Origin of the sequence: Micromonospora sp. NPDC049257, assembly GCF_040678915.1 — a bacterium.
GTDB classification, from domain to species: domain Bacteria; phylum Actinomycetota; class Actinomycetes; order Mycobacteriales; family Micromonosporaceae; genus Micromonospora; species Micromonospora antibiotica.
The window spans coordinates 29,627-43,385 of record NZ_JBFAQU010000014.1; the positions used below are offsets into that span (position 1 = coordinate 29,627).

A 13,759-nucleotide genomic window follows, 5' to 3' on the forward strand; every position below is an offset into this window, starting at 1 on the left:
TGAGTCTGGGCGGTTGAGCGACCGCGAGCGCCGCGCGTGGTTCGGGTTCCTGACGATGCAGGAGGACGTCCGGCGTCACCTGAACCGCCAGTTGCTCGGCGACGCGGAGATCTCGGTGGCGGACTTCGCCGTTCTGAGCGTCCTGCGCATGTCCCCGGACGGTCCGATGCGGGTCTTCGAGCTGCGGGAGGCTCTCCGGTGGGAGAAGACCCGGGTGATCCACCAGACGTCGCGCATGATTCGACGGGGGCTGCTGGAACGTCAGACCTGCGTCGAGGATCGACGTGGCACGCGCCTCGCCCTCACTGATGAGGGGCGTGCGGTGATCGACAAGGCCACGCCCCTGCATCTGCGGTACGTGCGTCAGATCTTTCTCGACCTGCTCAGCCCCCGACAGCTCGACACCCTCGCCGTGGTCTCCGAAACCGTGCTGGACAACCTCGAGAGCGACGCCTTCGAGGACTGATCAACCGCAGGTCGGTTGGGTGATAAGTCACCCAGATTCGGCGGTGATGTCGACGGGCATGCTGCGGTTTTGGTGGTGCGCCACCCCGGATTCATCCCCAACAGGCCCCTCTCCGGTGCCAAATGGGTGATGTGTCACCACGCACAAGTTGGTGACGTGTCACCTAAAAGTGGCTACGGTCGGTCGTGGCAAGCCGCCCGTACCCCGCCGGGGCCACCAAGGTCCCGCAACCGAGGAGAGGACCACAGCCATGTCCGACGTCGTCACACTCGCCCTGATCTACTACTCGTCGACCGGCACCGGCACCGAGATCGCCAACACGATGGCGGACGCGGCGCAGGCCGCCGGGGCGCAGGTACGGGTCCGCAAGGTCGCCGAGCTGGCGCCGCAGGCCGCGATCGAGGCGAATCCCGTCTGGGCCGCCCACCATGCGGCCACTGCCGACCTGCCCACCCCGACCCCCGACGACCTCACCTGGGCCGACGCGGTCATCTTCGGCTCACCCACCCGCTTCGGCAACATCGCGGCCCAGTTGAAGCAGTTCTTCGACACCCTGTCGCCGGTGTGGCAGGCCGGTGGGCTGGCCGACAAGGTCTACAGCGGCTTCACCTCGACCGGCACCCGGCACGGCGGGCACGAGTCGACCCTGCTCGCCATGTACAACAGCATCCACCACTTCGGCGGGATCATCGTGCCGCCCGGATACACCGACGCGGTCAAGTTCGTCGACGGCAACCCCTACGGCACGTCGCACCACGCCGCGTTCGGCCCCGACCTTGGCTCGATCGACGACGACACCCGCAACTCCGCCCGCCACCAGGCCGAACGGGTCGTCCGGATCGCGCGGGCCCTGAAGTCCGGGCGTGCCGCCTGACCTGTCGGCCGCCACCGGCACCCGACCGCGTCGAGCGGCCGGGAACTACAGAAAATGCCGTCGCAGTACGGCAGAAAGGAGCCACCATGGCACGGTTGGCGGGAAAGACGGCGGTGGTCACGGGCGGCGCGATGGGCATGGGCGCCGCCACCGTACGGCGATTCGTGACCGAGGGCGCGAACGTGGTCGTCGCCGATGTGAACCTTGCGGCGGCGCAGGCTCTCGCCGTCGAACTCGGGCAGCGGGCCGTCGCCGAGAAACTCGACGTCCGGTCGGCGGACCAGTGGGCTGCCCTGGTCGTACGGACGGAGGCGCGCTTCGGCTCGCTGGACATCCTGGTCAACAACGCAGGCATCGCCGATCCAGCTCCGCTGGAGCAGTGGGACGCCGCGCGGTTGCAGCGCACGCTGGACGTCAACCTGATCGGCGTCTTCAACGGCATCCAGGCTGCGGTCCCGGCGATGAAGCGCGCCGGCGGCGGATCGATCGTCAACATCGGCTCCGTCGGCGCCCTACAGGGTGTGCCGAGAATGTCCGGTTACGTGGTGTCCAAGTGGGGCGTACGCGGCCTGACCCGGACCGCCGCGCTGGAGCTGGGCGTCCACGGGATCCGCGTGAACGCCGTCCACCCCGGTCAGATCCGCACGCCGATGACCGACGGCGTCGTCTTCGACACGGCCAACGTCGCGCTCGGCCGGGTCGGGGAGCCGGACGACATCGCGCGAATCGTCCTGTTCTTCGCCAGCGACGACTCGACGTTCGTCACGGGCAGCGAAGTGGCCGGCGACGGTGGGCAGATCGCCGGACCGGCCGACTACCAGGGTCTGCCCCGATAGCGGACCCGCCACCCACGACAGCGACCATCGGACGATCACCGGGCGCACGGGGACCGACAGGTGCTGCCCGCGCGGGACGGGCCAGCATCGTCGATGCCGTTACACAAGCAGATCAGTAGGAATAAACACGTCCTATGTAGCTTTTCGGGGGAGCCGCCGACGATCGGCGGTATTCCGCGCCCCGCAGACCACCGGGCGGCGAATCGTCGAAGAGGAAAGAGCGAAACAATGAGGACAATGCACCGTCTCGTGCGCGCGGTCGTCGGCTCTGCCGTAGCGCTGGTCATGGCCGCCGGCGGAACTGCGGTCAGCAGCGGTCCCGCGTCGGCCAACATCCCGACGGACCAGCTGCAGCAGGTCTACTTCGTCATGGAATACGGCCCCGGCGACAATCAGATGATCAGGTACTCCAGTTTTCTCGCGGCGGTGCGGAACGCCGTGTCAAACTGGGCCGACAGTCGGGGCGGACTGGTGACCCAGACGAACCGGGCCCTGCTGCGGGTCACGCTCGAGTACGCAGCGCAGGACGTCGATCTGTGGATCGACCCGCAGAACCTCTACGTCCTGGGCTTCTCCACCCAGCGGGGCACCACCTACGCGTTCTCCGACCAGGCGGGCACCCTGCGGGACAGGTTCAGCCGGACGACCAACAGTAGCTGGTACGGAGTCGACACCAACGTGCAGACGCTCTACTTCACCAGCAACTACGGCAGCATCGAGGGAGCTGCCAACCGCAGCCGGACGGCGATGCTCGCCAATTTCCAGGACGTCGCCGGCTCGGTCGGATCGCTGGCCCGCATGGAGAACCCCACCGCCAACCCCGGTGGCCGGCAGCAGGAGGCGGCCAGGTCGTTGCAGACCCTGATCGGGTTCGTCTCGGAGGGTGCTCGCTTCAACGACGTCGAGGGCATCTTCCGTCAGGGGATGCGGAGCTACAACAATGCTCCCATCACCCTTCGGCATGCTGAGCTGGAGAATCAGTGGAGTGCCATTTCCGGCGCCATTCTGGGATGGAGCTACGGCGCGACCAACACCTACACCGTGCGGCTCGGCGGCAACTCCACCCACGTCATCTCGACGATCGCCCAGGCGCGGCAGTACGTACGGGTGGCCCAGTACTGACCTGCCGCCTCGCACGACCCGGCAGACAGCGAGCGGAGAACCGGATCCATCGGGCGGCCCCGGACCTCGCTGAGCAAGCAGGGACGCGTCCGAGGTGATGCGTCCGGTCTGCCCCGGCGGACCTGCGGTGGACCCGGTGCGGTTACGGCGAGACCGACGGTCGGCGGCGAAGCCGGCACCCTGGAGATCAGCGATCCCGGGGTGCCGGCTTCGCCGCTCGACCACGCGCCCCTCGAAAGTCGGCACCTGGCAGCGGCACCCGATCGGGTGGTACCCACCATGGCCGCCGCTGACCTGGCCAGGTCGACCAAGCGGGGGCGGGTTCCGGATCGGACCGGACGCGCTGTGCTTCGCAGCGTGGCGGCCTGAGCCGATCACCGCGCGGTACGGCGGACGGTTGAGTACGCACTACTCAGGACATGCCCGCGGCAGATACCTAGGTTCGCCCCCATGATGTCCTCTCCCACTGCCACTTCCGCACCTACCTGGTTCCGGCGCGCACTGACGACCCTGACCTGCGGCGCCCTTCTGCTCCCCACGACCCTCGCCTCGTCTGCCGACGCCGCCGACGGCCGACGCGGCGACAGACTCGCCGACCTGAGGGTGTGCGACCTGTCCGCCTGCTACCTGGCGGTGGGGGTCGTGGACTCCGACGGTGACGGCGTGGCCGACGCCGACGAGACCGCCCTCGGCTACGACCCGCTCGACCCGGCGAGCACCCCGCCGCTGTCCCTCGTCCTGGCCGCGACGATCGACGGGAAACTGCCGACCTACGAACTCGGGTACGGCACGTGGGCCGTGTTCCCGGAGGAGTTCGTCAAGGGCCTCGAAAAGAAATGGCTCAACCTGCAGGAACTGCCCGGCGGTGTCGAGCCGGGCCTGCCGTCGGAGATCTTCGGGATCCCCACCCGCAGGGGCAGCATGGCGCTCGCCGGGATCGACGACGGGCTATTCAAGGGCCTCGGTGTCGAAGCGCCGTGGAAGACCGGCCTGACCTTCGGCCTGACCCTCGACAGCGGCGGCAAGACGATGGGGATCGACCTCGGCCGGTTCAACGGCAGCTGGTACGGCGCGTACGACGGGGTGACCGCCTGGTGGGCGGCCAGCCACGGCGGAGAGAAGAGCACGAGCAGCGACAACGGCACGAGGGTCACGGAGTACGGCGACGGGTCCTCGTCGAGGACCACTCCCGGCACGCCGGGGTGCGAGGAGCTGTGCACGTCGAGCAGCCGGACCGAGTACTACGACCCGGAACTGAACACGGCAGGGTCGTCGACCGACGAGGCGTACTACGACCTGAGCGGCAGGTACCACACCGAGCGGACGCAGCGCGACCAGAACGGGAACGTCGTCAAGGAGACGGAGACCGTCCACACGGGAACCAAGGACGGCGGAACGACGATCACGAAGGACACCACCGAGTACGAGCGCGACAAGGACGGCAAGGTCACCGGCACGACTAAGACCCACACCGAGCGCACGGTCGACAAGAACGGCAAGGAGACCTCCTCGACCACCAAGACCCAGAAGTGCGACGCCAAGGGTGAGAACTGCACCGATGCGATGACCACCGGCGAGGAGGGCACCGGCCTGACCCTGCCCGGCACGGCCTGGCTCTCGCACCAGGAGACGGCCGCCGCGCTCGACAAGCTGCTCACGATGAAGGGCTCGACGGTCACCCCGGTCCAGGACGGCTCGGCCACGGCTGGCGGCACCCGACCGTCGGCGGTCCGCACGGTAGCGACCAGGGTGCGACCGGCGTCGCGGGCGACCCGTACCGCGACCGCCAGGGAGACCTCGTCGCAGCCGTCCAGGTCGTCGACCGCGAGCACCGTGCCGGCGGGGACCGCCCGGAGCACCTGGGCGACCATCTCCGCCAGTGACGTCGTCGCCGGGTCGACCAGGTGCGCCAGGGCCGCCAGCGGGACGTGCGACAGGCCCCGCGTGCCCCAGGCACGGACGGCAGGAACAGCCGTGGACACGGCGTCGAGCAGCCGGGTCTTGCCCACGCCGGCCTCGCCGGTGACCAGGACCACGTCCGTCTGTGCATCGCGTACCGCAGCGAGGACGTCGCTGAACTCCCCGGCCCGGCCGATCATCGTCATGCCGGGATCATCTCCCCACCCCCGCTGGTGGACGAAGCGTGCCGCCCCGACGTCATCGGGTCCGTGTGTAGGCGCAGCTGGTCCACTCGTGGTGGTAGCGGCACTGTGCTGCCTGCATTGTGACCTCAACGAACCGGCACGCCAAGAATGCGCCTCAATCGGAATCCCGACCGGCCGGAGCGAGTGACACCGTGTTGGCCGCCCCCGTCCACCCGCGATCGCGCATTCTGGCCAGGTTCTGCCCGAATTCTGGGGAGACGAAAACGCCGCGCCGAATTGGCGGCATTGGCCCGGCATGCTCGATCTACGTCCGCCAGGGAATCCGACGTTGGCCGGCCATCAACCGACAACGATATTATCGATCACATTGAATTCCCGACCTGCCGAAGGAGCGATTATGTCCATATTGGTTCGCGCAGTCATCACGGCTGCCGCCCTGGCATTCGTCGTCGCCGGTGCCCAGACGGCGCTGGCGTCGGCGCCTTCCGGTGACGTGGTCGCGATGTGCGCCCACGCACCCCGTGGCTGTCACAGCTGAACCGCCCTGCTGCGGCCGTCGCTCAGCGCGCGGAGTCGGGATCGTCTGCCGAGCCGGACGCGGTGTCCGGCGACATCGCGATCGGCGCCGGCGGCAGGGGCGGGCGGCTGCGGCCTCCTGCGCCATCTGCCCGGGGCGGTCGACGTCGATCGGTCGGCCGTCAGCGTGGGGGACGCCGCTCACAGGGAGCGCTCCCCGGAGCAGACGGAGCCGATGAGCCCCGTCAGCTCCCTGCTCAGCTCGGGCGGTGCATCGCCCGGTAACGGCCGGGCGGGGCACCGTGGGAGCGGGCGAAGGCGCGGCTGAACGCCGGCGCGGACTGGTAGCCGACGGCTGCCGCGATGGACTCGACGGGTTGGTCGGTGGTCCTCAGGCGGCTGGCGGCGAAGTCCAGCCGCCATTGGGCGAGGTAGGCGGCGGGCGCCAGGCCGACCGCCGTCCGGGAGGCCGCCGACCTCAGCTGCTCCGGGCGGCCCGGCGGCAACTCGTCCTGCTGCCATAGTCACCACCCGGTGCGCTCACGGCGAGACCACGACGTTTGCGATCGGGGCGCCCCGATCGCATACGCACGCTGCTGCTGCGCGACTACCGCGGCCACGACTTCGAGTTGGCCGACGCCGAGGACGCGGAACGTCGCTTCGACGAGCAGGTCGAGACGATCATGCCGCACGGAGAACGCGGACAGACCCTCACCATCGGCGCCCGCGACCAACCCGCCCTGCGCATCGACATCGACGTCGATGTCGACCGGACGGCGGTCCGCCGGCTGCCTGACGGCAGCTACACCGCCGACCGCGAACCCGACACACCCCGTCACCGTGCACGAGTCACCGGACACCGGCCCGGTGGACGTTCCCGCCGCCAGGGCGCGAGTCACGCCGGCCGCAGCCCGCAGCACCGCTGTCGAGTACGTCGCCACCGGGCAACGTCCCACCGGCATGCGCTGGGTGCACGAGGTGCAGCCCGGATAGTGGCGTCAGTGGAGGAGGAGCGTCTCGCAGGTTTCGTCGTACCAGCCGCCGGTGTTGTGTAGCTGGATGGTTCCCGCGACGCGGGTCAGCATCAGCACGTCGCCGCTGCGGGTGCACAACGAGTGTGCTGAGTCGGTCGAGGATTGCTGCACCCGGCCGTGGAAGGGTGATCAGTTTCCCGGCGACCCCACCCGTTGTGCCTCGGCGATCGCCGCCTCGATGGCCTGCCGTGCACCGCCGGTGCGGGCGACAACCTGCATCAGAACCTGCTTGATGCCGTCGAGGGCCTGCACCAGGGGTCCGGGTTGTCCGCCCTGGAGGATCGCGGTGACGAGCTGCTGCGTCTCACCGATCTGGGTGATGACGCCGCCTCCTGCGCCTGCCGGTCGGCGGCAGCCGTCAACCCCTGAGCCCGCTCGACACCGGCCAGCAAGGCACGCAGTTCACCAGTGAACTTCTCAATGTGTGACACGGAGGCGGCCCTCAATCGATGACGGCGAACGGTTGCACCTGACGCTGCCGAAGGCACTCCAGACTCACCAGACAGCAGCAGTCGCCTGACCCACACGATCAGCCGGTGGTCAGCGGATCAGACCCGCAGATCGTGTTTGGCGTGTGCTGGTTTGGTGCCGAGTTGTTCGAGGCCTTTGACGGCCCAGGACCGTAGCGGCTCGTGGGCGCTGTGCAGTTGGGCAGCCAGCACGGGCAATGCGCCGCCGGGCGTGCTCGCCGATGAGTTCAAGCATCCAGCAGCGCAGGACGGGGTTGTACCCGGTACGGCGGCGGTCGGTCCAGGCTGACGGTCGCATCCCCGCCGACCTCGTCGACCTGCCGTACCGGACCCGTCGTCGACGACCCCGTCACCGCCTGCCCACCGCCCTGCGACGGGGACGGCACCTGCGACGGCGCTGATCCGGGCGGCGCTGGCACCACGGGCGGCGCGGCGGTCGGGCCGCGCGAGGAGCGTGCGACCTTGACGGCCAACCCGGTTGCCACCCCGACCCGTGCTCTGTGCGAGGGGTGGGGCTGGCAGTGGCGGACGGATGACCAGTGGCCCGAACTCGTCGAAGGCGAACATCCGCTGCGGGAGTCCGGCCTGCGCGCATTCAGCCGTGTCGCGCGAATAAGTACATTCACGTCGCTGGGATTAGCTCAGTGTGGCACGTCTCCGACTGCCGAGGATCCGGTTGATTTCGACAGATAGAGTCGGATTGGTTAATTTCGGTATAACTAAGTGCGTGTTTGAGAAGGTCTGATGTGGACGGCGTGGCGGCATGACATCGGCTGCCGCGGCGGGCAGGGTGGCGCGGTGTCTGCGCGTCGTGGTTACCCCTCGGACCTGACCGACGCTCAGTGGACGCTGATCGAGCCGCTGTTGCCGGAGCCGAACACCGACGGCCGGCGGGAGAAGCACCCACGGCGGGAGATCGTCAACGCGATCCTGTACGTGGTGCGGTCGGGGTGCCCGTGGCGCTATCTGCCGGCTGACCTGCCGCCGTGGCAGACGGTGTACTGGTACTTCACCCGGTGGGAAGAAGCCGGCGTGACGGAGAAACTCCTGACCACGCTCCGGATCAAGGCCCGGGTGCAACAGGGCCGCCAGCCGGAGCCGTCGGCGGGGATCATCGATTCGCAGAGCGTGAAGGGCGCCGACACCGTCGGCCGGGACAGCCGAGGCTACGACGCGGGCAAGAAGATCAACGGCCGGAAACGGTTCATCATCACCGATACCCTGGGCCTGCTGGTCACCGTGACCGTGCTCGCCGCGAGCTGGCAGGACCGCGACGGAGCCAAGACGGCCCTTCTCGGCGCTTACATGGTCACCCCGATCCGGCACGTCTTCGCCGATCAGGGATTCGCTGGGCGACTCGTCGACTGGACCCGCGACACCCTGCGCACCACGCTGGAGATCGTCCGCAAACCCGCCGACCAACGCGGCTTCGCCGTCCACCCACGCCGTTGGGTCGTGGAACGCACCCTGGCCTGGCTCACCGCCTGCCGCCGGCTCGCCCGCGACTACGAGCGCCAACCGGCCGTCTCAGCGGCCCTCATCCGCTGGGCCGCGATCGCCGGCATGACCCGCCGCATCACCCGCGACCAACCAGCACGCCGTCAAGCCCGCCGCACCTTCACCTGGGCCTGATCAACCCCATCTCAAACACGCACTAATGCGGGAGGTCCGTAGGCTATGTGGGTGGCGATCGACGATGACAACAACTTAGGTACGCCGACGCCGGACCATAGTGGTTCCCCGCCTGAGCGGCTCGCACTCCGCTCGTCGCAGGTCAGGGCTATCGACACCATCATGGCCTTTCTCGCCGGTGAGGATCCACGCCGGGCATTGGTCCAGGCGCCGGTCGGGTTCGGCAAGACGATCGTCATTGCCGAGCTGTGTTCGCGCCTAATCCGGGCCGGGCGAGCACGAAAAATCCTGATAGTCGCCGATCTGAGGTGGGACGCGCTGTCCATCTGTGCCGCTCTTCGGCGTTACCATCCGGCTGGCGACCCGGCTCGTTCGAGTGGGCTGCTCCGCGTCGGTCAGTACATCGGTGGCGTCTCGGTGCCGGGGAACGTAGTGGTCGCCACCAGTCAACGTCTTCTCGGCCGTGCCAAGGTCCAAGAGCAAGGTCACGGCGCTCCCCTGGTCGACGATGAGATTCTCGACGGAATCGATCTTGTTCTCGTCTACGAAGCCCACCCGACAACACAGTCCGCTCTGGTCGAATTCTCGGACAAGATATCCGCTCCCCTCATCGCCTTCGGTATCAGTGCCGATGAACGGACGCTCGACCTGTTCGGCGGGAAGCCGCTCTGGAGGCAGGGCTTCGAGCAGGCAATCCTCGAGGGGTATAGCCTTCCTCCTCGCACGTACCGCCTGACGTCCGCGCTGGAGGCGTCCGCGGGGTCCCCCTGGTCACCGGCGAGGATCCGGGAGGTAGTGACGGAGTTTCGGGACAAGCTGTTTTCGGAAGCCTTCCCAGATCGGACAATAGTCCCAAAAACGCTCATATTTACGACTAGCGACGCTCAGGCCAACGTCGTCGTAGAAGCCTGCCGGCAGGTGTTCGAGGAAACGCAGGACTTCGCGGTAAAGATCACCGCCCATCTCCCGAACCCCTACGAGGTGCTGGCCCGTTTCTGCACCGAGAGGAGACCCCGAATCGCCGTCTCCGTCGACATGCTGGCGTCCGGCGTTGACATACCCGCCGTGGAATGTCTGGTGTTTCTGCGGCCCATCAGGTCGGAGCTGCTCTACCAGCAGATGTTGGGCCGAGGAGTCCGTCGTATCGACAGCGGCTCGCTGCAGGCTGTGACTCCCGACGCCACGGAGAAGGCGTTCTTCGCCGTCTTTGACGCGGTCGGAGTCACGGCCGAAGGACACTTCGCCACGGCCGACCGAGTACCCCGGCAGGACCACCACCGTCTCACCGCGCGGCGGGTCCGGCTGTCGGATCTCCTAGCTGGTGGCGTCCTGTCGGCGGGTGCCTACCTCAGGTTCAAGTCCCGCCGCACCGGATCGGTCACGACGGCGGTGGTTCGTGACGACGGTAGGCTTGATCTACTCGATGGACGAGTGTTCTCGTCTCCGTCCGCCGCAGCCTCAGCCGTAGCGGGGTACCCACTGAACGGGTGGACTGCCTGGGTAACGGAGGAAGAGGATGCGCCGCTGGATCAGCTGCGACAAACGATGCTCAATGCAGCTGTGGACGACCTCGACAAACTGGCTCAGGAGTCTGCGACTCTCCGGAAGGCCGCCGACGCGGAGGAATTGGAGAGCCCTGATGGGCCGGATTCCGAGGCTGGCAGCGAGACAGAGGCGCGGGTCAGATGCCTGGCCGAGCTGAGGAGACTGCGCCGGGACGCGGATGCAGGCAAACCACACAGGTTAAGTGTCCGAGAATTTATCGCTCTCTGGGGCGCCCGCGGGCGTGACGCCCATCTAATCGAAATTGTCGAAACGGATCTCTCGAATCATGGACTCGTCACGGTTCCGGATTTCCGCCTGGTCACTAGGGAAGATCAGGTCACGGTCGGACTGTCAGCCGATGCGGCCACAGTGCCGTCGGACACCTTCGAACGGGACGCCGTTGATACTCCCTTGACGGATTTGACCGGGACGACGAGGGTCAGCGAGAAGCTGGAACCCTCGAAGATCCGACAGAGGCCGGAACGCGGTTTGGTGGTCGGTAACCTTCCCGCCGCAAGTCTGGACGTCGCGTCGGTGAAACCGGACGCAACGATCGAGCAGGCCATCACCACGATGCTGCTCCACGACTATTCTCAGCTGGCAGTGATGTCCGGACAGCGGAATCTGAGCGGCGCTGTCACCTGGAAGTCGATCGCTAAGGCCCGCCACCAGAAGCGGGACGCACCTCTGTCCGCCGCCGTCATCCCAGCGGTGGAGGTGAGCTATGCGGAGGACCTGATCGACGTCCTTCCTAAGATCACGGCCCATGACTTCGTCTTCGTGCGGGGGCCCCACAACACCATCTCGGGAATCGTCACGGCCAGTGATGTCGTTCTGACCTACGGCGTGATGACGTCACCATTCTTTATCATCGGGGAGATCGATCAGATTCTCCGCTGGATCATCGAGGACGCCATCGACATTGAGCGGGTCCAGGTGCTCTGCGACGCGGGCGGGACGCGGCGGATCGACGGCTTCCACAGGCTGACAATGGGCGACTACCAACGGGTGCTGGAGAACCCCGAGTCTTGGGCGGCGCTCGGCTGGCCACTGGACCGAAAGGTGTTCTCGCAGTGGCTTAGGAGAATCTGCGAGATGCGGAACAACATTATGCACTTCAACGGCGACCCCCTGCCCGATGATATGGTCACTACCTTAAAGAACTTTCTGGCCCTGCTCCGCGAATACTGCCCCTGACGGCCTGGAGTGCGGCAAAGGCGTGTTTGCAACTCCTGCCACTGTCGGCTTCGCCCGCCTCGCACTAGCCGCGGGCCCGCCTTCTGGTGCGGTGGCTCTCCGGCATCCATTACATCGGCAAGGCGACGCCCGCTTTCACCTGGCAGGTGCCGCCGTTGCGGGAGGCGATGCGGTCGTACGGCTTCACCTTCGATCGCCAGGTTGAGGCGTATCGGCTGTTTGCGCTGCCCGGGGCGGCCGGGCAGATTGTTATCACTGACAGGCTGGCCGGTCGGCACGGCTGGGAGCGGTCGGCGGCGGAGACGTACGCGGTGGTGGTCGGTGGTCATCATGTGTACCGCCAACTGACGCGCCGACCTGTTGCGGATCCGTGAACGGCCGTTTCTGCTCGGGAGTGACGGGATCTGGCCCGGCGTGCAGGATGAGCTGCTCGGCGGTGTCGGGCAAGGGCTCTGAACGGTGTCGATCGCCGGGTTGAGCTGTTATCGGCCAGGACAGCGGTCCCGGTTCATCTACCGCACGATCATGCAACGCGGCCGCAAGAGCGAGCGGCGGAGCTTCAGCGAGCGCGACTACATCGCCCTGCTGGATGCCGCTCACCAGCAGCTCGACGAGCCGATCGTGTGCTCTGGGCCAACCTGAACACCCACGCCTCCGTCGCCATGCGGCAGATGATCGACGCCCGGGACTGGCTGACCGCCATCCGGCTACCGGCCTACGCCTCGGACCTGAACCCCACCGAGTGTCAATCCCCTGGAATCGTGGAGGGTGTCGTTATGCGGCCTGGGCCTCCAGGGCGCGGGTCTCTGGTCGTTCGTAGTCGATGGGTGAGCGCCAGTCGCAGACGGAGTGCCGGCGGCGCCGGTTGTAGAAGTCGGTGATCCAGGTGGCGATCTTGATCCGGGCTTCGGTGCGGGTGTGGAAGTGGCGGCGGTGTACGTACTCGACCTTGATGGTGGAGAAGGTGGCCTCGGCGACGGCGTTATCGAAGCACGACCCGACCCGGCCCATCGACTGGCGCACCTTCCACCGGGCGCAGGCCCGGGCGAAGTCGGCCGAGGTGTACTCGCTGCCTCTGTCGCTGTGGAAGATCACCCCGTCGACGGTGCCGCCACGGGTGACGGCGGCCATGTTCAGCGCGGCGACGACCAGCCCGGCGTCGTGGTGGGCGCCCATCGCGTAGCCGAGGATGCGACGGGAGTACAGGTCGATGACGGTGGCCAGGTAGAGCTTGCCCTCATCGGTGCGGATCTCGGTCATGTCGCCGCACCAGGCCACATCCGGCGCCGACGCGGTGAACACCCGCTTGACCAGGTCCGGCGCGGCCGGACCTTTACCCTGGCGGGTCAGGTTCCGCCGGCGGCGTCTGACCCGGGCGACCAGGCCCAGCTCGGCCATGAGCTGCGCGATCGTGTTGTCCGACACCTGCCAACCCTGCTCGCGCAACTCGATCCCGACGCGAGGGCTGCCGTAGGTGCCGCCCGAGTCGTCGAACACCTTCCTGACCGGAGCCGACAACCGAGCACGCCGGTCATCGCGGCGGGTTGGTGGCCGGTCACGCCACTTGTAGAACCACGACTCGGACACCCCCAGGGCCCGGCAAGCGATCGCGTGCGGCACAGAATGCCCGGTCCTCTGGGAAGCGATGAAGGCGGCCACGCTCACCGGCCCGTCGCCTCTCTGACCCACAGGACCACGGATCGCTTGAGGACATCACGCTCCATCGCCAACTCGGCGTTCTCCCGCCGCGTCCTCCGCGAGGTGCCCGGCAGCGGCCTCACCGCGAGCCTCGCGGTCCCTCTTCACCCAGTTGGCCAGGGTCCCGCTGTTGATCCCCAGGTCGCGGGCGACCTGAGCGATCGACTTGCCCGTCTCCCGCACGATACGCACCGCGCCCGCCCGGAACTCCGGATCGAACTGCCGTCTCGTCTCAGCCATGAACCTCTATCCCTCAAGCTCCGG

At 67.5% G+C, this 13,759-nt stretch carries 13 protein-coding genes and 1 pseudogene; 10 read left to right on the forward strand and 4 right to left on the reverse strand.

Annotation, left to right across the window (positions count from 1 at the left end):
* The first annotated feature begins 13 nt into the window (after positions 1-13).
* From AB0K25_RS20535 to AB0K25_RS20555, 5 genes are all read left to right on the forward strand, one after another.
* Complete coding sequence (locus tag AB0K25_RS20535) at positions 14-466, forward strand: MarR family winged helix-turn-helix transcriptional regulator (RefSeq protein WP_363821988.1); 453 nt, start codon at positions 14-16, stop codon at positions 464-466.
* Positions 467-716: 250 nt separating this feature from the next.
* A complete protein-coding gene (gene wrbA, locus AB0K25_RS20540; RefSeq protein WP_363821990.1) occupies positions 717-1,340 on the forward strand; it encodes an NAD(P)H:quinone oxidoreductase in 624 nt (207 codons plus the stop codon).
* A gap of 86 nt (positions 1,341-1,426) precedes the next feature.
* On the forward strand, positions 1,427-2,176 hold the full coding sequence (locus AB0K25_RS20545; protein ID WP_363821993.1) for a glucose 1-dehydrogenase: 750 nt from the start codon (positions 1,427-1,429) through the stop codon (positions 2,174-2,176).
* 237 nt (positions 2,177-2,413) lie between these two features.
* A complete protein-coding gene (locus AB0K25_RS20550; protein ID WP_363821996.1) occupies positions 2,414-3,298 on the forward strand; it encodes a ribosome-inactivating family protein in 885 nt (294 codons plus the stop codon).
* A 603-nt stretch (positions 3,299-3,901) separates the two neighbouring features.
* Complete coding sequence (locus tag AB0K25_RS20555) at positions 3,902-5,590, forward strand: hypothetical protein (protein ID WP_363821998.1); 1,689 nt, start codon at positions 3,902-3,904, stop codon at positions 5,588-5,590.
* A 586-nt stretch (positions 5,591-6,176) separates the two neighbouring features.
* Here the strand turns inward: AB0K25_RS20555 and AB0K25_RS20560 are convergent.
* Positions 6,177-6,425 carry a helix-turn-helix domain-containing protein gene (locus AB0K25_RS20560; RefSeq protein ID WP_363822001.1) on the reverse strand — a complete coding sequence of 83 codons (249 nt, stop codon included), beginning with the start codon at positions 6,423-6,425 and terminating at the stop codon, positions 6,177-6,179.
* Between the two features lie 256 nt (positions 6,426-6,681).
* On the opposite strand from AB0K25_RS20560, the gene AB0K25_RS20565 reads away from it, so the two are divergent.
* Positions 6,682-6,912 (forward strand): Imm1 family immunity protein, encoded by a 231-nt coding sequence (locus AB0K25_RS20565; protein ID WP_363822004.1) that lies wholly within the window; start codon positions 6,682-6,684, stop codon positions 6,910-6,912.
* A 170-nt stretch (positions 6,913-7,082) separates the two neighbouring features.
* On the opposite strand, the pseudogene AB0K25_RS20570 reads toward AB0K25_RS20565, so the two are convergent.
* Positions 7,083-7,384 (reverse strand): annotated as a pseudogene (locus AB0K25_RS20570) (DUF6244 family protein).
* 837 nt (positions 7,385-8,221) lie between these two features.
* Between AB0K25_RS20570 and AB0K25_RS20575 the strand changes: the two are divergent.
* The 4 genes from AB0K25_RS20575 (at position 8,222) to AB0K25_RS20590 (ending at position 12,439) form a co-directional block, all read left to right on the forward strand.
* Positions 8,222-9,055, forward strand: coding sequence for an IS5 family transposase (locus AB0K25_RS20575; RefSeq protein WP_363822006.1), 834 nt, complete (start codon positions 8,222-8,224; stop codon positions 9,053-9,055).
* Between the two features lie 51 nt (positions 9,056-9,106).
* A complete protein-coding gene (locus AB0K25_RS20580; RefSeq protein WP_363822009.1) occupies positions 9,107-11,797 on the forward strand; it encodes a DEAD/DEAH box helicase family protein in 2,691 nt (896 codons plus the stop codon).
* A gap of 86 nt (positions 11,798-11,883) precedes the next feature.
* A complete protein-coding gene (locus AB0K25_RS20585; protein WP_363822012.1) occupies positions 11,884-12,171 on the forward strand; it encodes an HD domain-containing protein in 288 nt (95 codons plus the stop codon).
* Between the two features lie 85 nt (positions 12,172-12,256).
* Positions 12,257-12,439, forward strand: coding sequence for a hypothetical protein (locus AB0K25_RS20590; protein ID WP_363822014.1), 183 nt, complete (start codon positions 12,257-12,259; stop codon positions 12,437-12,439).
* Between the two features lie 132 nt (positions 12,440-12,571).
* On the opposite strand, the gene AB0K25_RS20595 is transcribed toward AB0K25_RS20590, so the two are convergent.
* A complete protein-coding gene (locus tag AB0K25_RS20595) occupies positions 12,572-13,486 on the reverse strand; it encodes an IS3 family transposase (RefSeq protein WP_363822017.1) in 915 nt (304 codons plus the stop codon).
* Between the two features lie 24 nt (positions 13,487-13,510).
* Positions 13,511-13,735: a transposase gene (locus tag AB0K25_RS20600; RefSeq protein ID WP_363822020.1), complete on the reverse strand. Its 225-nt coding sequence runs from the start codon at positions 13,733-13,735 to the stop codon at positions 13,511-13,513.
* Positions 13,736-13,759: the final 24 nt, after the last annotated feature.

Excerpts from the sequence above, each read along its gene's own strand:
- AB0K25_RS20550 (WP_363821996.1), top strand. The coding sequence starts at position 2,414 with ATGCACCGTCTCGTGCGCGCGGTCGTCGGCTCTGCCGTAGCGCTGGTC.
- AB0K25_RS20600 (WP_363822020.1), bottom strand. The coding sequence starts at position 13,735 with ATGGCTGAGACGAGACGGCAGTTCGATCCGGAGTTCCGGGCGGGCGCG.
- wrbA (WP_363821990.1), top strand. The coding sequence starts at position 717 with ATGTCCGACGTCGTCACACTCGCCCTGATCTACTACTCGTCGACCGGC.
- AB0K25_RS20565 (WP_363822004.1), top strand. The coding sequence starts at position 6,682 with ATGTCGACCGGACGGCGGTCCGCCGGCTGCCTGACGGCAGCTACACCG.
- AB0K25_RS20545 (WP_363821993.1), top strand. The coding sequence starts at position 1,427 with ATGGCACGGTTGGCGGGAAAGACGGCGGTGGTCACGGGCGGCGCGATG.